Origin of the sequence: Ruegeria jejuensis, assembly GCF_041537905.1 — a bacterium.
Lineage (GTDB): Bacteria > Pseudomonadota > Alphaproteobacteria > Rhodobacterales > Rhodobacteraceae > Ruegeria_C.
Window position 1 is genome coordinate 20,316 of record NZ_JBGRUO010000007.1, and the last position, 23,387, is coordinate 43,702.

The following is a 23,387-nucleotide window of genomic DNA, read 5'->3' on the forward strand; positions in this document are numbered from 1 at the left end:
GGCCGGGGCGGTGGGCCTGACTCTCGCTGAAGCCGCCGTCCAATTCGCCCTGCGCCATCCGGCAGCATGTTCGGTCCTGATCGGCATCGGCAAGGTCAACTCGCTCCAGCGCAATCTGGACGCGGCTAGCCTTGACTTGTCAGACGACGCCCTGGCCTTCGTTTCGACCTAGGCCAGATGATCGTGCGCCTTGAGTGATCTGACCAGCGTCTGGGCCGACGTTGCCAAATGCCGTTTCGCAGCCTTTTCGGCGCGCATCACATCCCTGCTGCGCAGCGCCTCGATATAGTCCAGATGTTCATGAATCGCCGCCTCGTTGCGGGTGCGTTCATCCTCTTTGTTCCATTGAAAATGATAGTGGAAAATCAACGAGATGATCTTTTGGAATTCCCGCACGAACCGGTTATCCACCACGCTGTTCACGGTGAAATGAAATGTCTCGTCCAGCTTTGAGAAGTCGTGATAATCGGTCTCGATCCGTGACAATAGCCGCATATGGTCCTGTTCCAGCGCGGCTAGCTTGCCCCAGACCGCGTGATCCGCAGGTAAATGTATCAGATGGCGGACGGCGTTCAATTCAAGCACGCTGCGGAACTCGGATAGTTCAAGCGCAAAATTCTCGGTGAAACCTTCCAACAGCCACCCCCCGCGCGCGCGCCGTTTGACGATACCGTATCGGCTGAGCGATGACAGGAACTCCTGCAAGGTGTGGGTTGCAACATGAAAATCCTTGGCGATCTGGGCGACGTTTAAGACCGTGCCCGGCGGCACATCCATGCGCAGCACCCAGTCAAAGAAGCGGTTCTCCAACTCATCTATGCTCAGAAGGGTCGATGGCTCCTCCATATAGTCGGATGTCTTGACCGCCCTCTGAATGGTTTTCTCACGCCCATTCAGGAGGATAACCCCCGATTGCGACAGGCGATCCAGTACCCCGCGCACCACCGTTCGGCTGACTTGGAGGTCCCGCGCAATCGCATTCTCGGATGGAAGGGAATGGCCAATTTCCATATCTTTACAGGTGCGCAGCATCCTGTTGAAGGATTGAACAAATCTGACATTTGTGCGGGCCAAAGCGCGTCCTTCCTCACTAAGTGCTTTCCGGTTTATCGGGTTTTTACGGCATGTCTAGATTAATTAAAAACACTTGACCGCAAGAACGCTACTGCGATTGTATTAAATAATAAAAGACCGATATGGAGTCCGTGGGAGGAACATAGGTGGCAGGCAATGCACCAGAAAAGAGGCGTCAGCGACGCTTTCTGCCTGAGGGGTCGTCGCTGCATAAGCTGTCGGCGATTGCCACGCTTGTGGTGCTAGTCATCGCCTTCTCCTTTACCTCTCCCGCGTTCCTGAGCGTGAACAACGGCCTGACGATTTTACTGCAGACCTCAGTGATCGGATTGCTGGCGATTGGCCTGACGATGGTTATTATCACCGGTGGCATTGATCTGAGCGTGGGTTCGATCCTGGCGCTTGCAGGGGTGGTTGCCGGCCTGACGATCAAAATGGGCCTTCCGGTTGTGCCCGCCATGGGGCTTGGTGTTCTGACTGGGGCGGCCTGCGGTTTCGTCAATGGCATGGTGATCGCGAAGATGCGCATCACGCCCTTCGTCGCAACCCTTGGCATGATGCTGATTGCCCGGGGGATCGCGTTGCAACTGACAGGCGCGGCCCCGATCAGCCGACTAGGGGATGCCTTTGGTGTGCTGGGCAATGGCGCATTGTTTCGTATTGTCGAGATGCAGGCCAACGGTTTTCCGAAAGTCATCTTTCCCGGTGTCCCTTACCCGGCAATCCTTCTTTTTGTGATGGCGGTGCTGGGTTGGTACCTGCTGCAAAAGCGTCAGATCGGACGGCACATCTTTTCCGTCGGCTCCAACGAAGAGGCCGCGCGCCTCTCCGGCGTGAATGTCGACCGGACCAAGATCTGGGCTTACACCGCTTCCGGCGCACTGGCGGGACTTGCGGGCATGGTGCTGATGTCGCGCCTTGTCACCGTCCAGCCGAACGAAGGCGTGATGTATGAACTCGACGCCATCGCAGCCTCTGTCATTGGCGGCGCATCTCTGATGGGCGGCGTGGGCAGTATTTCTGGCAGCATGATTGGTGCGTTCATCATTGGCGTGCTGCGTAACGGGCTGAACATGGCCGGAACCTCGGCCTTCATTCAGATGATCATCATCGGGATCGTGGTGATCGCAGCGGTCTATATCGACCAAATTCGCAACAAGAACTGACGTCTTCAATCTGGGAGGAAACCATGAAGAAACTACTTGCAACCGCACTTGCAGCGAGCGTTCTGGCCGCGACTGGATCTGTCGCTGCAGCCGGAGAGATCGCCGTCATCGTGAAGACGACAAACTCCAATTTCTGGCAGAACGTCAACAAAGGCGCGGCTGCAGCAATCGCGGAACACCCCGAGCACACGATGACGTTCAACGGTCCGGCGTCCGAGTCCGCCGTGAACGATCAGGTGGCCCTCGTCGAGAATGCCATCAACCGCAGTGTCGCCGGTATCGTCCTGGCGCCGTCCGATCCCGAGGCACTGGCCCCGGTCGTCAAGCGCGCATTTGAGGCTGGCATCCCCGTCGCCATCATTGACAGCGGTCTCGCCGAAGGAAACGAGCAATACTATCAGGCATTCCTGTCCACGGACAACTGCGCTGCCGGTGAACTGGCCGCAAAGATGATGATCGAAAACGCTGGCACTTCCGGCAATGTCGCTGTCATGTCTTATGTCGCGGGCGTCGGCTCTGAAATCGGTCGCGTGGGTTGCTTTGTCGACTATATCGGCGCGAATTCCGATCTGGAAATTATCGGCCCTCTTTACTCTCAATCGCAAATGGCCACTGCGTTGAATCAGACCACTGACGTTCTGGCAGCTAACGAACTTGTCGGCATCTTTGGCGCCAACGAGCCCACCGCCATCGGCATGGGCCGCGCGTTGGAACAGGCCGGTAAGGCAGGTGAGATCACCGCGATTGGCTTTGACGGCAATGCCGACCTGCAGGACATGGTAAAAAGCGGCACGCTTCTGGCAACCGCCGTGCAAGGCTCGTTCCAGATGGGTGAGCTTGGCGTCGATGCCGTCGCCGCAGTCATCGCTGGTGACAGCGTCGAAAGCTTCATCGACACCGGTGTTGTCATGGTGACAAAGGACAACATCGACTCCAACGAAGCGCGGAACGTTCTCTACTGATACGTCCCTGGGGCTGGCGCATGTTGCGCGCTGGCCCAACCTTTTCTGCCAGAGGGATCCCCATGCTCGACTCTGCACAGACCAGACAGCCACTGGTCCAGATGGGCAACATCGTCAAAACCTTTGGCGGCATCCACGCCGTGGAGGGTGTATCAACCGACCTCTATCCAGGCGAGGTTGTTGGCGTTCTGGGCCACAATGGAGCCGGTAAGTCCTGCCTCATGCGCATCCTGTCCGGGGCCATGCGCGCCAATGCAGGCGAAATCCGCGTCAATGGGCAGCCCGTTGAGATGAAATCTCCGCAAGACGCCCGCGAATTCGGCATCGAGACGATCTATCAGACGCTGGCGCTTGCCAACCATTTGGACGCACCGGCCAACCTCTTTATGGGGCGGGAACTCAAGACCCGCTTTGGCAATCTCGATGAACGGCGCATGCTGTCCGAGGCAACCGTCGCCCTGCGCCAGCTGAACCCGAATTTCAAAAACCTGCGTGATCCGGTGGCCCGCCTGTCTGGCGGCCAACGTCAGGTCATCGCGATCGCCCGCGCGATCTATTTTCAGGCCAAGATCCTGATCATGGATGAACCCACTGCCGCCCTTGGCCCGTCGGAGACGGCTATGGTTGCGGATCTGATTATGCGACTGAAGAACGACGGTATCGGCATCTTTCTGATCAGCCATGACATGCATGATGTGTTTGAACTGTGCGACCGTGTCATGGTCATGAACAAAGGCCGTAATGTCGGTGCGTTCCGCATCGAGGAAGTAGATAAGGACGACATCCTCAGCCTCATCATCAAGGGCACTTTGCCCGACGGCTGGAAACCTCGTGGGGGAACGTCATGAATGCGCCCATGCAGCCGCACGGTGTTGTTGTAGAACCGGGGACGTTCATCATCGAAGACCGCGTGCGCCAAACCGCAGTTCCTGACGGCTGGGCGCTGATAGATGTTTGCTCGGTGGGGCTGTGCGGCACCGATTATCACATATTCGAGGGCAAACACCCGTTCCTCGAATACCCGCGCGTGATCGGGCATGAACTTAGTGGCCGCCTGGCGTCCGACACGGGCGGGTTTACAGCCGGTGATCTGGTGGTCGTCAACCCCTATCTATCCTGCGGTACCTGCCATTCCTGCAAACGAGGCAAGCCGAATTGCTGCGCCAATATCGAAGTGCTCGGCGTGCATCGTGATGGCGGGATGACACCACAAATTGCTGTGCCCGTTGGCAACCTGATCCGTGCCGAGGGGCTGAGCCCCGAACAGGCCGCAATGGTAGAATTTCTGGCAATCGGCGCACATGCTGTGGGACGTTCCGGCGTCGGTCCGGGGGATCGTGTTCTGGTCACAGGAGTTGGTCCCATCGGAATCGGCACGGCGTTGTTTGCTCGTCTCAAGGGGGCAGGCGTGTCTTTGTTGGACCTGAGTGAAGAGCGTCTGACATCAGCGCAAGATTTGTTCGGATTCGCACAGTCCCATGCCTCGGTGGAGGCCGCGATGGCCGGTGGGGATGGATACGACGTTGTATTCGACGCAACCGGCCATCGCGGCGCCATCGAGGCGGGCTTTGCCGCCGTGGCTTTTGGCGGCACTTACGTGCTGGTCAGTGTGGTCAAAGAAACCGTAACCTTTAGCGATCCGGAGTTTCACAAGCGCGAAATGACCCTGATGGGTAGCCGCAATGCTCTGCAGGCGGATTTCGACTTGGTCATGTCGGCCATTCGCGCGGGCGACATCGACACTGATGCGCTGTGTTCGGTCAAGATGTCGCTGAGTGACCTCCCACGCCAAATGAAGACCCTCGCCGCTGATCGTGGAGGGCTGATCAAGGTCATCGTGACTTTGGGGGAATAACCGTGGTCGCAGGAACGCAGCGTCTGCATGCCAACGACAAGATCGCGATTGCCGTGCAGGGGCTCTCACGATCTTGATGCTATACCGTCCATTGCCGCCATGCACCATCCCAAGCCGAGTCGCCAAACTCCCTCGGACGCCTTGGGCAAACGAAATTTGCATCCAATCAGAGCCTCCCGCAGCAAGGAAACAAGGCATCTCCGCAAAAATCGACGAATTTTTAGTCAATTCGCTGCTTGTGGCTTGCCCAATACCGCCCGCAATCTTGCCGATCTCGCGCGGCTTGGCGTGTGATTTCCCCGCAGGGTGCTTAGGGTTCCGTTGTCTTTCCTCGACAAGTCTGGTCCGAGAAGCGCCACCTGGACGGCAAATTCCGACCAGGCACACGGCGGGGCAAAATCCCGGGAGGTTACTGCGCTGGTTTCAACCGCGCCCGATCTCATTGTTCCGCCAGCGGACCTGAAACCGACCATGACTTCGGCGGGACGTGACAACGGGGAATGACATGAACCTGAAAAAGATAATGTCGGCGATCGCCATTTCGCTGGGTGTTTTGACCGCTGCCGCCGCACCGCTCGCCGCGCAAGAGAAAACCGAGTTTAAACTGGCCTGGTCGATCTATGTGGGGTGGATGCCCTGGGGCTATCTGGAAGACAGCGGCATTATGGACAAATGGGCCGACAAATACGGCATTGATGTCGAAATTGTTCAGTTCAACGACTATGTCGAATCCATCAACCAATACACTGCCGGTGCTTTTGACGGGGTGTCCGCGACCAATATGGACACGCTGTCCATCCCGTCAGGTGGTGGCGTGGATACCACGGCCCTGATCATCGGCGACTACTCCAACGGCAATGATGCTGTGATCATGAAAGGCGCCAAAAGCCTTGAAGATCTGAAGGGCAAGCCGGTCAATTTGGTGGAGCTGTCGGTCTCGCACTACCTGCTGGCGCGCGGGCTGGACACGGTCGGACTGGAAGAGGCTGATCTGGGCTCGGTCATCAACACGTCGGACGCCGACATGATTGCGGCTTTTGCTACCCCGGATGTCGAGGCGGTGGTGACATGGAACCCGCTTGTGTCGGAAATTCTGGGTTCGAACCCGGAGGCGGTGAACCTGTTCGACAGCTCCAAGATTCCGGGTGAAATTCTTGACCTGATGGTGGTCAACACCGAAACGCTGGCCGACAATCCCGCCTTTGGCAAAGCGGTGACCGGCGCGTGGTACGAGGTCATGGCTCTGATGGCTGCGGGTGACGAAGAGGTGCTGACCGCGATGGCCGAAGCCTCGGGCACCGACCTTGAAGGCTACAAAGCGCAACTGGCCGCGACCGAAATGTTCTTTGATCCGACCAAGGCAGTTGAACAGGCCAGCGCTGGCGACTTACCCGAGACAATGACCAATGTCGCAGAGTTTCTGTTCGACAAGGGCATTCTGGGCGAAGGCGCCCCCAGCGCGGATTTCGTGGGCGTCGCTTACCCGGATGGAACGGTTACGGGGGACGAAAACAACGTCAAGTTCCGCTTTGACACGACCTACATGCAGATGGCCGCCGACGGCGCGCTCTGATCTCGTGCGCGGGGTGTGTGATCGCACCCCGCGGCGACTTTCCCCGTACCGAGGACTTCGTCGACATGCGACTGATCAACCACATTCCTGGTCGTCCGGGTTCGGTTATTCTGGCCGCCTTGCCCTTTGTTGCGCTTCTTGTAGCCTATTCGGTCGCGTCTGATCTGAGGCTCGAGGCGAACCCGCAGGACAAGTTGCTGCCCGCACCCGGCACCATTCTGGAAACCGCGCAGCGGCTGTTCACGGAACCTGATAAACGGTCCAAGGAAATCCTGCTGTGGAACGACACCTTCGCCAGTCTGGCCCGACTTCTGGGTGGTGTGGGCATATCGGCGCTGCTGTCGCTGCTGCTGGGCCTTGCCATCGGCCTGTTGCCCTATGCCCGGTCGGCGCTGTCCAGTTTCATTGCGGTTCTGTCGATGGTGCCACCTCTGGCCCTGTTGCCGATCCTGTTCATCATGTTTGGACTGGGCGAGCTTTCAAAGGTCGTGCTGATTATCATCGGGATCACACCGTTCATGACCCGTGATCTGGCGCAGCGGGTAATGGAAATCCCGAAAGAGCAGATCGTCAAGGCGCAGACGCTGGGGGCCTCAAGCGCCGTGATCGCCCTGCGCGTGGCACTGCCGCAAATCCTGCCCCGCCTGATCTCAAACGTTCGCCTGTCGCTGGGGTCGGCCTGGCTGTTCCTGATCGCGGCCGAAGCGGTGGCCTCAAATGTCGGGCTGGGCTATCGCATCTTTCTGGTGCGCCGCTATCTGGCGATGGATGTGATCCTGACCTACGTGATCTGGATCACGCTGCTGGCCTTTGTCATCGACTGGTTGCTTAAAACCCTGTCCCGCCGCGCCTTTCCTTGGATGGAGGCCGGGCTATGAGCTTCGTCAGTGTCAGAAATGTATGGCAACGCTATGGGGACCGCTCGATCCTGGAACGGGTCAATGTGTCGGTTGACGAGGGCGAGTTCATCTCGATCGTCGGGGCATCGGGATGCGGGAAATCGACCTTTCTGCGGATGTTGCTGGCCGAAGAACGCCCCTTCAGGGGCGAGATCAGCATCGATGGCGGCGAAACGGCGGTTGAACCCAACCGCGAACGGGGCGTGGTTTTTCAGCGCTATTCCGTGTTTCCTCACCTGACGGTGCGCAACAATCTGATCGCCGGGGAGAGCTTTGCAAATCCCCTTGGTCGTCTGCGCGGTGCAGCGCGCAAAGAGGCGGCGGACCGCGCAGACAGAATGCTGGAACGCATCGGCCTGAACCATGTGGCCGACCAGTACCCGGCTGCCCTGTCCGGCGGGATGCAACAGCGTCTGGCCATCGGCCAAGCCATGACCGCCAAACCTCGCATCCTGTTGCTGGATGAACCCTTTGGCGCTTTGGACCCCGGCACGCGGGTGCAAATGCATGATTTCCTGATGGAACTGCGGGCCGAGACCAACATGACCGTTTTCATGGTCACCCATGACCTGCAAGAGGGTTTCAAACTGGGTGACCGGGTTCTGGTCTTCGACAAGCCCCGATGGGATCCCCAGGACCCCGGCCTGTTCGGGGCCACCGTCACGTATGACTTTGACGCCAGCAATGACGGCGTCCCGTTTCAGGACATTCTGGATCAATACCCGTCCCTTGCGGCGGGATGACCCACCCGCAGTATGCGCCGCCGGGCTCCGCATGCTGCGTTCACCAAAGCTCGGAAGCGTTCCGCCACATGCGGGATAATGATTTGGGAGACATACCGTGTATTCGGATCCAAAGCGGACAAGGTCACATCACCCGACCGACCTGCGCCAAACTCTGGAACGGCGCGAAAAGCGCCAGCACCATCCTGACCTGACCAAACTTGCTGGCTGGAAAGCCATGCAGAAAGAGGCGGACCTGCCCGAAGGCCGTTGGGATGAAGAACGCCGCTGGGCGTTGCGCATGGGCCTGACCGGTGCCGACAGCATCGATGACAAATCCATCCCGACCTTCGCGCGCGGAGAACTGCCACATTTCGCCGGGATCAACACCTTCCTCAAAGCGCCTTATGCCGAGGATGTTCTGGAAGTAGCCGACTATGATGCCACCGTTCTGGGCATTCCCTTCGATGGCGGCACCACCTATCGCCCCGGCACACGGTTCGGCCCGCAGGGTGTGCGCAAAATCTCGGCCCTCTACACGCCGTACAATTATGAAATTGGTGTCGATCTTCGGGAACAGATGACGCTCTGCGATGCAGGGGACGTCTTTACCATCCCGGCCAATATCGAAAAGAGCTTTGATCAGATCAGCCGAGCAGTCAGCCATGTGTTCAGCTCGGGCTCTCTGCCGATCATGATCGGCGGCGACCATTCGATCGGTTTCCCCTGCGTGCGCGGGATTGCCGAGTGTACGTCCAAGAAAATCGGCATCGTGCATTTCGACCGCCACGCCGACATTCAGGAAAAAGACCTGGATGAGCGGATGCATACCACCCCGTGGTTCCATTCGACCAACCTGCCAAATGTTCCGGCCAAGAACCTTGTGCAGATCGGCATCGGTGGCTGGCAGGTCCCGCGCGAGGCCGTGAAAGTGGCGCGCGAGCGCGAAACCAACATCATCACCATGGGCGATATGGAGAAGATGGGCGTCGACAAGACCATCGAAATGGCTTTGGAGATGGCCTGGGACGGGGTCGACATGGTCTATATGTCCTTCGATATCGACTCGATCGACTGCGGGTTCGTGCCGGGCACCGGCTGGCCCGAGCCGGGCGGGTTCCTGCCACGCGAAGCGCTGGCGTTGGCCTCGGGCATCGCCGCCGAGGGCATCTGCGGCATGGAATTGGTTGAGGTCTCTCCGCCCTACGACACCTCGGACATCACCGCCCTGATGGGCACCCGTGTGATCGTGGACGTACTGGGTGCGCTGGTGTCCAACGGCAATATGGGGGCGCACAAGAAATTGATCGACAAGCCGGTCTCGATACCTCACGGCGAGTTTGAAGGGCGGAGGTGGTCCAATGCCACATGATCACCACCCGCATGACCATGCCCATCACGGGCATGGCCACAACCACGCGCATGGCGACCATCTGCACAGCCACATGCATCATGAGGACGAGGCTGCAGATTTGCAGGTTCTGGCCACCCAGTTCATCGACGGCTTTCTGCAAGCCTCGGACAAGACCAGCTATCTGAAACTGGCCGGTGTCCCGTTCGAGCGCCCGTCCAAGGATGGCGACAAGGCGCTGAAGCTGATCGATGTCGAACTGAAAACCGACTGGCAGGTCGGCACCGCTTCGCCGTCTTTTGGCTCGCGCGAACTCAGCTATCTGCCGTTTCCGGGTCAGATGGTCCAGGAACGCACCAACATGTCGCTGGTCTATGTCTCGGTGGATGAAAAATCCGTCCTGGATATCCGCGACTTTCTTCATCAACGCAAACAGGAGATAGAAATATGAAAACCCCTCTTTCCACCTTGGTAGTTATTGCGTCCGCGACCCCGGTCTTCGCCCACGCAGATGGCTCCGTGCATTCGCACGGGGCGGAACTGTTCTTAGCGATTGCCGCTATCGGTGTGATTGGTGCGTTGATGTATAGGTCATAAGGCTGACGGCCATACTGTGGCGCGTCGGTCTGCCAGCGCGCCACCAGTTTCGGCTTTGGTCCTCAAAAATTGCTATGTTGCACGGATAGTTCTTGGTTGCGCACTTCGTCGGGGCAAACTGCTCACGCCTGACGGCCATAACACTGGATTCAACGAGTTCCTGGCCTGATTTGCACAACAAATCCAGCATGCGTAAAAAACAGGCTAGGCAAATGTTTGCGCGCCCAACCTCTGCGTCTATCGTGGCGCCATCCGTTTTGCGGTCGAGGCTCGTTTCACGAGCGAGGCCGGAAGCCGTTCGGATCCCGGCGCCTCTTGATGTGCTACCCATCGCGCCAGCGCCTCCGCCGCGCGCTTGCCCATGCGGGTGACCGGCAGATGCACCGTGGTCAGCGCGGGCACCGCAACTGCTGAGCTTGGCAGATCGTCGATCCCCATCAGCGACACATCGTTGGGTGCCGCGATGCCTCGTCCCTGAAGGCCGAAGAGCGCACCCAGCGCCACCACGTCCGACAGGCACAGGATCGCGTCCGGACGGGGATTGTCTGCAAATATATCTTCAACAACGGCGGACCCGCCGCGCAGGCTGATCTCGGTCTCGAAACGGCTCAGCTCCAGTCCGAGGTCCAGCGCGCGCAGCCCGCTCAGCCGCGCCTGTGTGCGATCATTGCCGCGGGCGGGACCATGGACAACAGCAATTCGGCGATGGCCAAGCTCGGCCAGGTGGGTCAGCGCAATCTGCGCTGCGGCGGCATTGTCATAGCCGATTGTGGGCATCTGGCTGGCAGCATCGTAGTAAGAGGTGCTGATGGTGGGCAGCATGGTCCGCTCTATCAGCGCGTGAAACTCCGCGCTGTGGGACACGCCCGTCACAATAAGCCCCTCGGCCCCGATATCGATCAGCCCCTTTGCCTTGGTGGCCTCGATTCCGGGGTCGGTTTCGGTCGTCGCCACCACCAGCGACAGCTGATGCGCGCCCAGCGTCTTTTCCAGCGCGGCGAGAAAGCGTGCAAAGATGGCATTGTCCAGCGTCGGCACCAGCGCGCCGACAAAGCGCGTGCGCCCAGAATTGATCGCCCGCGCCGCCGCGCTCGGTACAAAGCGTAACGTGCGGATTGCCGCTTCGACCCGTTCCCGCGTCTTCGGGCTGACCGCATCCGGCGCGTTCAGCACCCGCGAGACGGTCGCAACCGACACCTCAGCCGCTTTTGCCACATCGCGCAGATTCGCGCGTTTCTTATCCTGGGTGCCTGCCATGTGGCGTGCGCTTTTCCACTATTTTTGCACAATCAAGAAAATCTTGACACATGTAACTAGTTACATCAACCTGTGTAACTAGTTACAAAACAACAAATGCCCGATTCCATGACACGTCCAATTGTCCTGCACGATTTCACAAACGTCGGGTTCCATGGGCCGGGACGTCGCTTTCCGGGCTTCCCGGCGAAGGCGAGCGGCAGAACGCAGGTGCTGGCCGCGCGCGAAACCGCTTCGATTGATCTCGCCAGCGGCGATTTGATTTCGATCGAGGGTATGTCGGCGCAAACCCCTCTGAGACTCGTAGCTTTCGCCAAAGACGGCTCCTGCGCTCTTGCGGCCCTGGGCCTTACCGCAGATGAAACGCTTGCTACCGACGCGTTTGACGACGCGCGGTTCATCGGCTGGCTGGTGGCCCATGGTGGTTACCGGGACGGACCGGTTCGCTGTTGTGGCCTGACGGATGACACCTCTCCTCTCATTCTCAAGGCCAGCCAGTCGATATGTCTTTGGTTGATCCGGCCCGCCACTGCCGCCACGCTGATCGCAGGCGACAGCGGCGGCAGTATCACGGTGACGCATCAGCCTGCTCGGACGGGAGATCTGCTGTTGCCTGACCCTCTGGGCGATGTTCGTGACGAGTTTACGGTGCCGCGCGGCACCGGTTTTGCTTATCAGGTCAAGGCGGGTGAGATCCTTCAGATCATCGATGTCGAGGGGCAGCAATGCTCTGACTTCATGGCGTTCCGCGCCGACGGGCTCGACCGGGGTGATGAATGGATGATCGATTCCACAGCGACACGGTCGATGGTGCGCCGCGCCTTTCCTGGCCCCGGGCTGTTGGACAAGTTCTATGACCGCGAGATGCGGCCTATCCTGAACGTGGTTCAGGACACTTGCGGTCGGCATGACACGTTCGGGCTGGCCTGCACCGCGCGCGGCTATGAAGAGCGTGGCTTTCCCGGCCATGTGAACTGCTCGGACAATATGTCCGAAGCGCTCGCGCCCTACGGCGTGGCGCGCCGGTCGGCCTGGCCTGCGATCAACTTCTTCTGGAACACCTGGATCGATCCGACGTCCCTGCACCTGATGACAGCGGAATCCCATTCCCGCCCCGGGGACTATGTGGCCATGCGCGCGCTTGAGGATTTGGTCTGCGTCTCGACCGCCTGCCCCGATGACATCGACCCGATCAATGGCTGGAACCCCACGGATGTGCATGTGCGCATCTACCGCCCCGATACCCCTGTTCGCCGCGCAATTGCTTATCGCGAAAAGGAAGACGCTCCCATGTCGATCAGTCAGGAATCCGCGTTCCACGAGCGTCTCGCGCCGCTGACCCAGCATTTCGCGCCCGCGCGCGATCTTTGGGCGCCGGTCAGCTATCCCTCGCACGGGACGCTGGGTGAATACTGGGCCTGCCGCGAGGCGGTGACCTTGCAGGATATGAGCGGGTTGCGGAAATATGACATTGTCGGGCCGGACTCCGAAAAGCTGCTGCAATTGGCGACCACGCGCAACGTGGCGAAACTACCGGTCTGGCGCGGGTCCTATACGCTGATCTGTGATGAAAGCGGCACCGTCATCGATGACGGCACCCTGTTCCGCCTTGCCCCCGACCTGTTCCGCTGGTGTTGCGGCAGCGAGGAAAGCGGCCGGGTGCTGAACGCGCTGGCCGAAGAGCGCGGGCTACAGGTGCGCGTGCATGCCATGCGTGGCGCGCTGCCGAACCTCGCGCTGCAAGGGCCAAAGTCACGCGAGGTGCTGCGCAAGCTCGCCTTCACCCAGCCTCATGTGCCCGCTCTCGATCACCTGAAGTGGTTTGGCGTCACGGTAGCGCGGCTGAACGACCGCGAGGGCGCGCCTTTCATGCTGTCGCGCTCAGGCTATACGGGCGAGCTGGGATACGAGATATTCTGCGCCAAGGCTGATGCACTCACGATTTGGGACGCGCTGATGGAGGCGGGTGCAGAGTTCGGGATCACCCCCATGGGGTCCGCCGCGCTCGACATCATCCGGATCGAGGCCGGTCTGGCTGCCGGGAAAGCCGAGTTCGCCCCGGATGTGGATGCGTTCGAGGCCGGGCTGGGTTTTGCCGTGGACCTGAAAAAGGTCGAGTTCACCGGCAAACCCGCCCTGGAACGCAACGCACGCGACCCGCGGCGGGTTCTAAAAGGCCTGAAACTCGCCTGCGATGACGTGCCCGCCCATGGCGCGCCGGTTTTTGCGGGCGAGCGGCAGGTTGGCACCGTAACCTCGGCCACCCGCTCACCCATGCTGGAATGCGCCATCGCCATGGTGCGGTTGTCGGTCGAACATGCGGAAGTAGGCAAGGAACTGGAGATCGGCCAGCTCGATGGGCGGATGAAACGCCTGTCCGGCACGATCACCGACATCCCCTTCATAGACCCGCAACGCAAGCGGGCCCGCGCCTGAGCGCGCAGACAGAAACCTCAACAGGAGAGAGTATATGCAACATTTCAAGACATTGACCGCAACGCTCGCACTGGCCATCGGCGCCACCGGCGCTCTGGCACAGGACAAGGTGATGGTGGGTGAGCCCAGCTGGCCCGGCGCCAAGATCATGAGTCGCGTGATCGGCCAGGTGATCGAGACGCGCTTGGGTGGCGAAGTGGGCTATGCACCCGGTGCCAACGCGGTGATCTTTGCTGCGATGGATGGCGGGCGCGGTGATATCGACGTGCACCCGGATGTCTGGCTGCCGAACCAGTCCTCTTTCACCGATGAATATGTCGATCAGAAAGGCACGGTGGCTCTGTCCGAAGGCAGCTATGAGGGCCGCGCTGGCATCTGCGTGCCCAATTACATGGTCGAGGATCACAACATCAAATCGATCTACGATCTGGCCACCCCCGCAGCGCAGGAACTGTTCGACTCTGATGGCGACGGCATGGGCGAGGTCTGGGTCGGCGCCTCTGGCTGGGCCTCGACCAACACGTTCAAGGTGCGGGTGCGTGACTACGGGATCGAAACCTTCCTGACGCCCACCACCGAGGATGAAACCGTGTTCTACTCTCGGCTTAAGGATCTGGTGGATCAGGGCAAGGGCGCAGCCTTTTACTGCTACGCGCCGCATTACGTGCACGCGCTTTATGACGTGACCATTCTGGAAGAGCCCGAGCATGACGCGGCCACCTACAAGATGGTGCAGCCTGATCAGGACGCGGACTGGTACAACAGTTCGACCGTCAATACCGGCGAGCCGGTCAAGACAGTGACGGTGGCACATTCCAAATCGCTGGAACAGCGCAACCCCGCAGCGGCCTCTTTCCTGGCCAATATCGATATGGATGCGGGCCAGCTTAGTGGGCTGACCTACGAGGTCGTGGTCAAGGGCCGCGAGATTGACGAGGTTGTGGCCGAGTGGATCGCCGCCAATGGCGACATCGTTGATGGCTGGCTGGGCCTGAACACCAACTGAGCCGACTCTGACCCCGGCGCGGGTGCGCCGGAGTCCAACACCACCAAACCAACTGCAGCGGGGCCAGTATGACAGCGGATATCGCAATCGACGCGCGTGGCGTCTGGAAAGTGTTCGGCGACCGGGCACAGGAAGCGTTGAAGGCCATTCACGCCGAGGGTCTCAGCAAGGCCGAAGTGCTCGACCAATATAACTGCGTCGTCGGCGTGGCCGATGCCAGTTTCGAGATCGAGCGCGGTGAGTTGTTCTGCGTCATGGGCCTGTCGGGCTCGGGTAAATCCACCCTCGTGCGCCATGTGAACCGCCTGCTGGAGCCGACGGATGGGCATATCTATCTGGATGGCGATGATGTGATGGGTCTCAACGCCGAAGGGCTGCGCGATCTGCGCAATCGTCGCGTCGCGATGGTGTTCCAGAACTTTGGTCTGATGCCGCACCGCACCGTGCGCGACAACGTGGCCATGCCGCTCGAAATTCGCGGTACCGGTAAGGCGCGGCGCTGGGAAGAGGCCGATCGGGTGCTGGAACTGGTCGAACTGAGCGGCTGGGAAGACAAATACGCACATGAACTGTCGGGCGGCATGCAGCAGCGGGTCGGGTTGGCCCGCGCCATTGCCTCGAACCCCGAGGTCCTGCTGATGGACGAGCCGTTTTCGGCGCTCGACCCGCTGATCCGCAAGCAGTTGCAAGACCAGTTCATGGAGCTTTCCCACAAGCTCAACAAGACCACCATGTTCATCACCCATGATCTGGACGAGGCGATCCGTATCGGCCACCGAATCGCGATCATGAAGGATGGCCGCATCGTGCAGATCGGCACGCCCGAAGAGATCATCCTGAACCCGGCCGACGACTACGTGTCTGATTTCGTAGCCGGGATTTCCAAGCTCAACATGATTTTCGCCCATTCGGTGATGAAACCGGTGGACGAGTTCGAGGCCCATCACGGCGAGGTGCCCGAGGACGCGAAAGAGGCGCATCCGGAAATGGACCTGTCGGACCTGATGAACCTCTGCGTCGACGGCCACGGCGTCGTCGCTGTGACGCAGGGCGGCAAGACCGTGGGCGTGATCAACCGCGCGGGTCTGATCCGCGCCATTCAAGACAGCCAGGCATAAGGAGGCGGACATGCAACATGTTGACGAACAACAGATCAAACCGGAAACCGCCGACCGCTTGAACGGGCTGATAGCGAATTTTGCGGGAAGCGGGCGGGAATATTACCAGCAAACTTTCTCATACATGATGCAAGCGCCGGGCTATCGCTTCACGCTCAACAAGGCAGCGGCGCTTTTGGGGCCGATTTGGTTCGGCGCGCGCGGCTTGTGGTCGTGGTTTCTGAGCTTCCTACTGCTGGAAACTTTGGCCTATATCCAGATCGGACTGGGTCTGTTCGGTGATCTGGGCCGCGATTTCCGCGAACGCGCTGCGCAGATCGAACAGACGCTGGAACTGCGGCGACAGCAGATCGCGGCGGCGGAACAATCCGGTGCAGCCTCGCTCGACTCGTTGAAACGTGCGGCGGAGTCGCTGGAAGGTGCGTTGGCGGGTGCCCAGGACGCTGCCAAAAGCGCCGATTCCACCGGGCTCACCTATCTGGTCATTGGCATCGTGCTGTTGCTAGCGGTGAAGTTTCTGGCGGCGTCGCTTGCCAATTGGACGCTTGAGGGCCAATTCGCGCGCTGGCGCTCCGATCACTCGGTCGCCCATGGCTGGTCTCAGCCACGACTGATTGTCTCTTCAATTCTGACATTTGCAGTGGTGGTTCTGACCACAATCAAATTTGCCCAGCCCGACGCGGTTGCCGTGCTCAAGACCTTCCCCACCAACCGCGACTGGCGGCTGAATGTGGGCGACGGGGTGCAGGCAGTGTTCGAATGGACCAAGACTGCCGGGCGCGGGTTCTTTGACGGTCTGACTTATGGGATGCGCACCTTGCTTGACTGGATCGAGGTGGTGCTGGTCGACACGCCATGGCCCGTTGTGGCGCTGGTCATCATCATGCTGGCCTATCTGTCGGCAGGCGCGCGCGTGGCAATCTTTACCGGTGCCGCTTTGGCCTATCTGGGACTGCTAGACTTCTGGGAAAAGGCGATGACCACCATCGCTCTGTTGGGTGCGGCTGCGCTGATCTCGATCACGCTGGGCATTCCGCTAGGCATCTATTGCGCCCGCCGCCCGCGCGCCTTTGCCATCGTGCGGCCCATCCTGGACTTCATGCAATCGATGCCCTCTTTCGTCTATCTGATCCCGGTGGTGGCCTTCATCGGTTCGGGCAAGCCCGCAGGCGTGGTGGCCACGATGATCTTCGGCAGTCCGCCGGTCATCCGCTTCACGGTTCTGGGCCTGCAACAGGTGCCCGAGACGGTGCGTGAGGCGGCGCTGGCCTTTGGCGCAACACCTCGCTACCTGCTCTGGCGTGTGGACCTGCCGCTGGCGCATAAGACAATCATGGCGGGTGTGAACCAGACCATCCTGATGTCGCTGGCCATGGTTGTCGTCGCCTCGCTGATCGGCGCCAAGGGGCTGGGCGAGGACGTGCTTGAGGCGCTGCAATACGCCGCCGCTGGTCAGGGCATTCTCGCCGGCCTCGCGATCCTATTCTGCGCGCTGATCCTGGACCGGATCGTGGCGGGCAAGAAGTAAGCCCTCCGACGATTATACCAAAGCGGAAGGCCCGGATCAGCGGATTCGGGCCTTTGCCTTTGCTTCGCGGCTTACAACAGGCTCAATCCACCAGCGCATATTCATTTGAGAGGCGTTGTCTATTTGGGTCGGGTGGCGGCGACCCAAGAGCGCCTTTCGCAGCTCCAGCTTTACTCCTTCGAAAGTTGCCAGATCTGATTGGACAAATGCGCCAAGGTCTGCAGCACGGCTTTGTGATGCAGCCGCCCGCCCGGCAGGTTACGATCGAAAAGACCCCAGATGGGTGATAATCTCTTGCGCGAGCCATGATAGCCTTGGCTCATTGGGATCCCGCTGAGCTTCGACGCGCAGTGCATTGATTTGAGATTGAAGCCACATTGCCAGCTTTTCGATATCGGTTTCGGCGTCCAACTCGCCAGCTTGCACCGCTTCGCGCAGGAGTGACGCAAATTCTTGTCGGATCGCGTCCAAATAGAAACGCGCCTTGCTGAAAACGGTTTTGTTGTCCGGTGACGTCGTAAGGACCGTTTTAAGCAAGAAACAAGGCGGGGACCTGTGGTCCCTCGAACCACCGGTCGCGATCGAGTTGATCATGGTGTTCAAGGCCTGCATCGGCGATTCACAGGTGAGCCGCGCATCGTTCAGCAAATTCAAGCTGTTGTGAAAGTAGCGTTCCATCGCAAGAAGGAACAGATTCTCTTTGCTTTTAAATGCAGCATAGATGCTGCCGGGCTTCATGCTCAACGCGCTTTCCAGGTCTTTCAGCGACGTTCCTTCATAGCCTTTTTCCCAAAAGATGCGCATCGCGGCCTCGACCGCCACGTCCCTGTCATATGGTTTTGCTCTTGTCATCGCCATAAATTGCATCGTCTTTTCTAACGCGAGCCTCGACGCCTTTCTTTTCACTTTTGAGTGATCACTCAAACGCAACCTTGAGCAATCGCTCAAATCTCACATATGCATGGCGCAAGTTCTGCGCAACCCGAGATAAAGAGGCGATTATGACTGAATTCAAACTTTATGACGAAGCAAACGCACCTGAGGCGAGCAAGCCGCTTCTTGCAGGTTCCAAGGAAAGACTGGGATTCGTTCCGAACCTGCATGCTGTGATGGCAGAGGCCCCGGGCCTGCTTGAGGCGTATCAAGTTGTCGGCGGACTGTTTCAGCAAAGCAGCTTCGACAAGGATGAACTGACCGTCATCTGGCAAACGATCAACGTTGAACACAACTGCACATATTGTGTTCCAGGCCACACCGCTGTCGCAAAGATGATGAAAGTCGACGATGAAATCAGCAACGCGCTGCGCGACGAAACTCCTTTGCCGACCGAGCGACTAGAAGCTCTGCGCAGCTTTACACTGAAAATGCTTCGTGGGCGTGGTAACGTCGCGGACGCCGACGTCGAAGCGTTTCTTGCGGCCGGATTTACCAAGCAACAGATTTTCGAAGTCATTCTCGGCATGGCTCACAAAGTGATGTCAAACTACACAAATCACATCGCAAATACGCCGATCGATCCGATGGTCGCGCCACTCGCATGGACCAAGGCAAGCGACGTGGAGCCTGCCGCCTAAGACGGTCTTCGATCTTCCAGGGTCGACCCGCCCGTCGTTCAGGCGATTGCGCGGGCGGGTCGGTTCCGGGTCGATCAAGAACACTAGCTTCTCGGTTTCGTGATCGAAACCATGCAGCCCTGATTTGATCGCACCAACTTTCAAGCCACTCAGCCCCATGGCCTAGCCGTTTCGGGGTAGAGGGCGCCCTATTTTTCTTAGGCTCAGGATCGTGCGCAATACTTCCCGTGCGATGAGTGCACCTGCGGCAAGAAGCAGGCAAAGCGCTATAGGGCTATGGAGAAAGGCGACGAGGCTTTCGTTTGTCAGGATAAGCCCTTGTCGCAGCGACAATTCCAGCCGTGCGCCAAGTATCAGACCGATCACAATCGGGGCGAGGGGAAACTCTGCCTTGCGCAAAAGATATCCGACCGTTCCTGCCACCAGCATTGTCATCAGGTCGAAGTAAGACTGTCGTAGGGCGAAGGTTCCTGCGACCGAGAGGAGTAGAATTGTCGGGACGAGAAATGATTTTGGTACCCGCAAGATCGACGAAAAAGCCGGTATGCAGAGAAGCCCGATTACAAGCATCACAAGGTTGACCACCGCAAGCGACCCCATGATGTTCCAGACCAGCGCCGTGTTCTGCTCGAAGAGTTGAGGTCCAGGGGCGACACCATGGATCATGAGTGCGGTCAGCATAACGGCGGTTGCGGCATCGCCGGGAATGCCCAGCGAGAGTGTCGGGATCATCGCGCCGCCGGTGACGGCGTTGTTGGCGGATTCCGACGCGATCAGACCTTCCTCGGCGCCGTGTCCGAATTTTTCCGGTTCAAACGATGATCGCTTGGCCTCCGAATAGGCGACAAAGGATGATATGAGGGCGCCGGGACCGGGCAGCAGACCGAAGAATGATCCGATGCCCGCAGATTTGAGAAGTGTTTTCAGGTGTTTGAGCCAATCGGACGGGCCGGGAACAAAAATGGCCAACCGGCCTGTTTGGCGTTGTTGGGTTTGTTTTTTGCGTTTGCTGACAAGAACCAGAACCTCTGAAATTGCAAAAAGACCGACGAGCACCGGGATGAACTGAATCCCGGCGGATAATTCAAAGAAACCAAATGTATAGCGAATGTCCCCGGTCATTGGATCAATGCCGATCATGGCGAGAAACAAGCCGGCCAGAACCGCGACAAGCCCTTTCATGGACGATTCTCGGGACGCGACCGAGACACATACAAGTGCGAAAATCAGCAGAGCGAAGATTTCGACCGGACCGAAGGATTTCGAGATCTTTGCGAGTTGCGGCGCCAGCAGAACAAGCAGGACGACGGAAACCAACCCGCCAAATGCCGACGCGGATGTGACCCAGCCAAGTGCGATGTGAGCCTTTCCCTGCTGGCTGAGAGGATAGCCATCCAGACAGGTCGCCGCGGATTGCGGTGTGCCAGGCGCATTGATCAGAACGGCCGAGATGCTGCCCCCATAGATGGAGGACGCATAGATTGCCAGCAGCAGCGCTATTGCGGTTGAAGGTTCCAGCGCGAAGGTAAACGGAAGCGCGAGGGTAAGCGCCAGAATTGTGCCCACGCCGGGCAGCGCACCCAGAATGGCCCCGAAGAATACGCCAATTACGATCACGAGGAGGTGAGAGAGCGAGAAAACGTTCAGGATAGTTTCCATCGCTACGATCCCTCAAACATCTGGCCCATCGGTAGCCAGATGCTGAACAACAGCCCAAAGGCCAGATAAATTGCAACGGGAACAATGAGTGCACCGATCACGACGGTCAGCGGCTTGGTCTGGCCTGCCAGCAACGCAGCGCAGACAGACAGAACGACGCCGGTCGGGACATACCCGGTGAGCGGGATCAGAAGCACATAAGCGATCGATAATCCCAGAAATCCCATAACGCGAACCCCCGCCTTTAGCGCGTGGCCCGAGGGCGGCGAACGCCGAAGTTTGAGAAAGTCGGTGACGGCCTGCGCAAATGAGATCAGCGCGACAATCACCAACAGCCCGAGGGGGACACGAAACGCCTGCTGATTAAAGTCGTTCAACTCCAACCAGGTGTCATAGATAAGGACCACCGAAAGCAGGCAAACGCCCAGCGAGACGGCCAGGGAAAAGGGCGAGGAGGCATGCTCCCCGCCAGTCAGGTCGCCCGGCGGCGCCGTCTCGGGTCCGCTCATTTTTTGAGGCCAGCCTGTTCGAGAAGGCTTCCATTGGTGTTGTATTGCTGCTCGACAAAGGCAGTGAATGCCTCGTGATCTTTAAAAAGCAAAGGAATATTGCTGGCCGTCATCTTCTCGACAAAGGCGTCGCTTTGCATGGCCTGCCCGCAGGCGTCGGACAGTGCCTTGACCACCTCTGGCGGTGTTCCTGCGGTAGTCACGACACCCCACCAGATACCGAACGAGGGTACATCATGGCCAAGTTCCTTGAATGTCGGGACGTCCGGCAGCTTTTCGAGCCGTTCCTCGGAATAGGCGGCGATGGGCGGCAATCCGGATCGTGCTGAAACCGCGAGGTTGTCTGACAGCACCTGAACGACGTTTTGGACCGTGTTTGCCATGCCATCCTGTGGCACATGTTTGACGTCAATCCCCAGCGAGTTGACCAATGCCAGACTGGCCACATGCGGGATCGATCCGGGGCCTGCCGAACCGTAGGCCAGCGCGCCGGGCTCGGCCTTGGCTTTTTCGATCAAGTCATCGACCGAGCTTATCCCCGAATCCGTGTTTGTCATCAGCACGACCGGCGAGTGCGCAATCTGACAAACATATTCGAAGGATGTGTTGTCATAGGGCAGGTTGCGCAGATGGGGCTGCGTGGTCAGCGGTCCGATCGGCGCGATCCCCAATGTGTGGCCATCGGGTTTTGCGGCTGCAACCTGCGAGGTTCCGATTGTGCCTGACGCGCCATTCACATTGCGCACGATTACGTCGCTTCCAAAGGTGGTTTTCAACTCTTCCGCCAACAGGCGTCCCGTCAGGTCCGTTCCGCCGCCGGGGTTAAAGGGCACGATGATCTCGATCGTGCGCGCAGGGTAGTCCGCCGCAACCGCCTGCGTCGCCAGGGTCATGCCGGCAGCTAAGGCGATGGATAGTTTGGTAACTTGTTTCATGTTTCGTCTCCTCCTGATGAATCTCGAACTTGGCCCTACGGCACCGGCGCAGCGGATGGTGGATGTGCAGCCTCTGCCGCGTTCACGAGGTCATCGAGACCGTGAACAACGATGTCGCAAAGGGGATTGGGTTCCGGGTCTGGGGGAGCTTGGTGTCCCCATTCCTGCGGGCGTCGTACAAAAGCTGTCCTGAAGCCGACCGAACGAGCGGCATCCAGATCGAAGTTGTGCGCCGCAACCATGCAGCACTCAGACGGATCGAGCTGCAGAAAGCGGGCGGCGGTCAGATAGACTTCGGGATCGGGCTTGTAGCTGGCCATACCTTCGCAAGACAGGATGGCATCCCAGTTCAATTTGTTTGCACGGGCGGTGTCCATCACGATCCGGTAAGACAGGATTGTAAGAGACACACAGCTGAAGTGGGACTTTAGTTGCGGCAGCGCGCCCGGAACTTCGGGCCAGCACCGAAACCGATGAACCGCATCATAAGCGATCTGGCGCTTTTCATCGGGCCCAAAGGGCAGGGCGTATTTGTCGACAAGGTCCTCGACCGCTTCAGCATGCGCGACATCGAAGTTATCGGGCCGGTTGGCCGCATCCCGCATGCGTGCGATACTAAAGCGGCGCAGTTCATTCGCGAGGCTCGCCCAATCCTGCGTGACTCCATGCCGATCCCCGACCGTCTGCAGGGCGTTTCGAAAGCCCGAATGCCAGTCGAGGATTGTCCCCCCTGTGTCGAATGTGAGCGCTTTGATCGCGTGAAACATGTTGCTGCCGAAACCCGCCAAGGCGTGGTCATTCCCCTGATTTTTGGTTAGACCAATTTTGCAGACTTATAGAAAATTCACAAGAATTTTCTGGGAAACTTGTCAATAGGTGCCGATTGTCATGAAGTGGCCTATGTCGAACGCCGGTCAAAACAACCAGAAATATGGGTAAAATGGTGCTTTGGTGGACCTTCTAGCCGGGTTTTGCTCTTTTGAGTTGCGATGCTGTCTTGGTTGGTCCAAAATGTGAAAGCCTCAAGGGTCTTTGGATTTAACGACCAAGGAACGGGCAGCTTCTTGTTATTCGAGGCTGATGGGAGGCGTTGGTTTTTTGTGCGATTCCCGTGGGTGAACAGCTTGGAGTCCAGCCCTCCCGAGTCGCCCGCTCAAAGAAGCTGC

Annotated in this window: 22 protein-coding genes and 1 riboswitch; of the genes, 15 read left to right on the forward strand and 7 right to left on the reverse strand. The window is 58.9% G+C overall.

Annotated features, from left to right (window positions below):
• Nucleotides 1-10: 10 nt before the first annotated feature.
• The gene (locus AB1E34_RS10015) at nt 11-172 is read left to right on the forward strand and encodes an aldo/keto reductase (RefSeq protein WP_372572200.1); all 162 of its coding nucleotides are present in this window, start codon (nt 11-13) and stop codon (nt 170-172) included.
• Here AB1E34_RS10015 and AB1E34_RS10020 read toward each other — a convergent pair.
• A complete protein-coding gene (locus tag AB1E34_RS10020) occupies nt 169-1,032 on the reverse strand; it encodes a GntR family transcriptional regulator (protein ID WP_372572201.1) in 864 nt (287 codons plus the stop codon). The genes AB1E34_RS10015 and AB1E34_RS10020 overlap by 4 nt on opposite strands.
• Before the next feature lie 188 nt (nt 1,033-1,220).
• Here AB1E34_RS10020 and AB1E34_RS10025 point away from each other — a divergent pair, with 188 nt between their 5' ends.
• The 9 genes from AB1E34_RS10025 to AB1E34_RS10065 all read left to right on the forward strand — a co-directional run bounded on the left by AB1E34_RS10025 (nt 1,221) and on the right by AB1E34_RS10065 (nt 10,053).
• Nucleotides 1,221-2,240 carry an ABC transporter permease gene (locus AB1E34_RS10025; protein WP_372572202.1) on the forward strand — a complete coding sequence of 340 codons (1,020 nt, stop codon included), beginning with the start codon at nt 1,221-1,223 and terminating at the stop codon, nt 2,238-2,240.
• Between the two features lie 23 nt (nt 2,241-2,263).
• Entirely contained in the window at nt 2,264-3,202 is a 939-nt protein-coding gene (locus tag AB1E34_RS10030; RefSeq protein ID WP_372572203.1) for an ABC transporter substrate-binding protein, read from the forward strand.
• 62 nt (nt 3,203-3,264) lie between these two features.
• Nucleotides 3,265-4,050: an ATP-binding cassette domain-containing protein gene (locus AB1E34_RS10035; RefSeq protein WP_372572204.1), complete on the forward strand. Its 786-nt coding sequence runs from the start codon at nt 3,265-3,267 to the stop codon at nt 4,048-4,050.
• Entirely contained in the window at nt 4,047-5,057 is a 1,011-nt protein-coding gene (locus AB1E34_RS10040; protein WP_372572205.1) for a zinc-binding alcohol dehydrogenase family protein, read from the forward strand. Before AB1E34_RS10035 ends, AB1E34_RS10040 begins: the two co-directional genes overlap by 4 nt.
• A gap of 299 nt (nt 5,058-5,356) precedes the next feature.
• Nucleotides 5,357-5,467: riboswitch (guanidine-I (ykkC/yxkD leader) on the forward strand.
• A 95-nt stretch (nt 5,468-5,562) separates the two neighbouring features.
• Entirely contained in the window at nt 5,563-6,630 is a 1,068-nt protein-coding gene (locus tag AB1E34_RS10045; protein ID WP_372572206.1) for a putative urea ABC transporter substrate-binding protein, read from the forward strand.
• A gap of 65 nt (nt 6,631-6,695) precedes the next feature.
• A complete protein-coding gene (locus AB1E34_RS10050; RefSeq protein WP_372572207.1) occupies nt 6,696-7,508 on the forward strand; it encodes an ABC transporter permease in 813 nt (270 codons plus the stop codon).
• Nucleotides 7,505-8,272 (forward strand): ABC transporter ATP-binding protein, encoded by a 768-nt coding sequence (locus tag AB1E34_RS10055; protein WP_372572208.1) that lies wholly within the window; start codon nt 7,505-7,507, stop codon nt 8,270-8,272. Before AB1E34_RS10050 ends, AB1E34_RS10055 begins: the two co-directional genes overlap by 4 nt.
• Before the next feature lie 97 nt (nt 8,273-8,369).
• Entirely contained in the window at nt 8,370-9,623 is a 1,254-nt protein-coding gene (locus tag AB1E34_RS10060; protein WP_372572209.1) for an agmatinase family protein, read from the forward strand.
• Nucleotides 9,613-10,053: a hypothetical protein gene (locus AB1E34_RS10065; protein WP_372572210.1), complete on the forward strand. Its 441-nt coding sequence runs from the start codon at nt 9,613-9,615 to the stop codon at nt 10,051-10,053. The genes AB1E34_RS10060 and AB1E34_RS10065 overlap by 11 nt, the downstream gene beginning before the upstream one ends.
• Nucleotides 10,054-10,436: 383 nt before the next feature.
• On the opposite strand, the gene AB1E34_RS10070 is transcribed toward AB1E34_RS10065, so the two are convergent.
• Nucleotides 10,437-11,456, reverse strand: a complete 1,020-nt coding sequence (locus tag AB1E34_RS10070) for a LacI family DNA-binding transcriptional regulator (protein ID WP_372572211.1) — start codon at nt 11,454-11,456, stop codon at nt 10,437-10,439.
• A gap of 108 nt (nt 11,457-11,564) precedes the next feature.
• On the opposite strand from AB1E34_RS10070, the gene AB1E34_RS10075 reads away from it, so the two are divergent.
• The 4 genes from AB1E34_RS10075 (at nt 11,565) to AB1E34_RS10090 (ending at nt 17,544) form a co-directional block, all read left to right on the forward strand.
• Nucleotides 11,565-13,892, forward strand: coding sequence for a DUF1989 domain-containing protein (locus AB1E34_RS10075; protein ID WP_372572212.1), 2,328 nt, complete (start codon nt 11,565-11,567; stop codon nt 13,890-13,892).
• A gap of 34 nt (nt 13,893-13,926) precedes the next feature.
• Complete coding sequence (locus AB1E34_RS10080) at nt 13,927-14,898, forward strand: ABC transporter substrate-binding protein (RefSeq protein ID WP_372572213.1); 972 nt, start codon at nt 13,927-13,929, stop codon at nt 14,896-14,898.
• Between the two features lie 68 nt (nt 14,899-14,966).
• Nucleotides 14,967-16,016 carry a quaternary amine ABC transporter ATP-binding protein gene (locus AB1E34_RS10085; protein WP_372572214.1) on the forward strand — a complete coding sequence of 350 codons (1,050 nt, stop codon included), beginning with the start codon at nt 14,967-14,969 and terminating at the stop codon, nt 16,014-16,016.
• 10 nt (nt 16,017-16,026) lie between these two features.
• Nucleotides 16,027-17,544 carry an ABC transporter permease gene (locus tag AB1E34_RS10090; RefSeq protein WP_372572215.1) on the forward strand — a complete coding sequence of 506 codons (1,518 nt, stop codon included), beginning with the start codon at nt 16,027-16,029 and terminating at the stop codon, nt 17,542-17,544.
• Nucleotides 17,545-17,802: 258 nt separating this feature from the next.
• Here the strand turns inward: AB1E34_RS10090 and AB1E34_RS10095 are convergent, their stop codons facing one another.
• Nucleotides 17,803-18,468 carry a TetR/AcrR family transcriptional regulator gene (locus AB1E34_RS10095; RefSeq protein WP_372572216.1) on the reverse strand — a complete coding sequence of 222 codons (666 nt, stop codon included), beginning with the start codon at nt 18,466-18,468 and terminating at the stop codon, nt 17,803-17,805.
• Between the two features lie 77 nt (nt 18,469-18,545).
• Here AB1E34_RS10095 and AB1E34_RS10100 point away from each other — a divergent pair, with 77 nt between their 5' ends.
• Nucleotides 18,546-19,118 (forward strand): carboxymuconolactone decarboxylase family protein, encoded by a 573-nt coding sequence (locus AB1E34_RS10100; protein ID WP_372572217.1) that lies wholly within the window; start codon nt 18,546-18,548, stop codon nt 19,116-19,118.
• Nucleotides 19,119-19,280: 162 nt separating this feature from the next.
• Here the strand turns inward: AB1E34_RS10100 and AB1E34_RS10105 are convergent, their stop codons facing one another.
• From AB1E34_RS10105 to AB1E34_RS10120, 4 genes are read right to left on the reverse strand one after another with little or no spacing between them, the layout of a single operon-like run.
• Entirely contained in the window at nt 19,281-20,777 is a 1,497-nt protein-coding gene (locus AB1E34_RS10105) for a tripartite tricarboxylate transporter permease (RefSeq protein WP_372572218.1), read from the reverse strand.
• 2 nt (nt 20,778-20,779) lie between these two features.
• Entirely contained in the window at nt 20,780-21,286 is a 507-nt protein-coding gene (locus AB1E34_RS10110) for a tripartite tricarboxylate transporter TctB family protein (RefSeq protein WP_372572219.1), read from the reverse strand.
• Nucleotides 21,283-22,221, reverse strand: a complete 939-nt coding sequence (locus AB1E34_RS10115; protein WP_372572220.1) for a Bug family tripartite tricarboxylate transporter substrate binding protein — start codon at nt 22,219-22,221, stop codon at nt 21,283-21,285. The genes AB1E34_RS10110 and AB1E34_RS10115 overlap by 4 nt, the downstream gene beginning before the upstream one ends.
• Nucleotides 22,222-22,256: 35 nt before the next feature.
• Nucleotides 22,257-22,988: a haloacid dehalogenase type II gene (locus AB1E34_RS10120; protein ID WP_372572221.1), complete on the reverse strand. Its 732-nt coding sequence runs from the start codon at nt 22,986-22,988 to the stop codon at nt 22,257-22,259.
• Nucleotides 22,989-23,387: the final 399 nt, after the last annotated feature.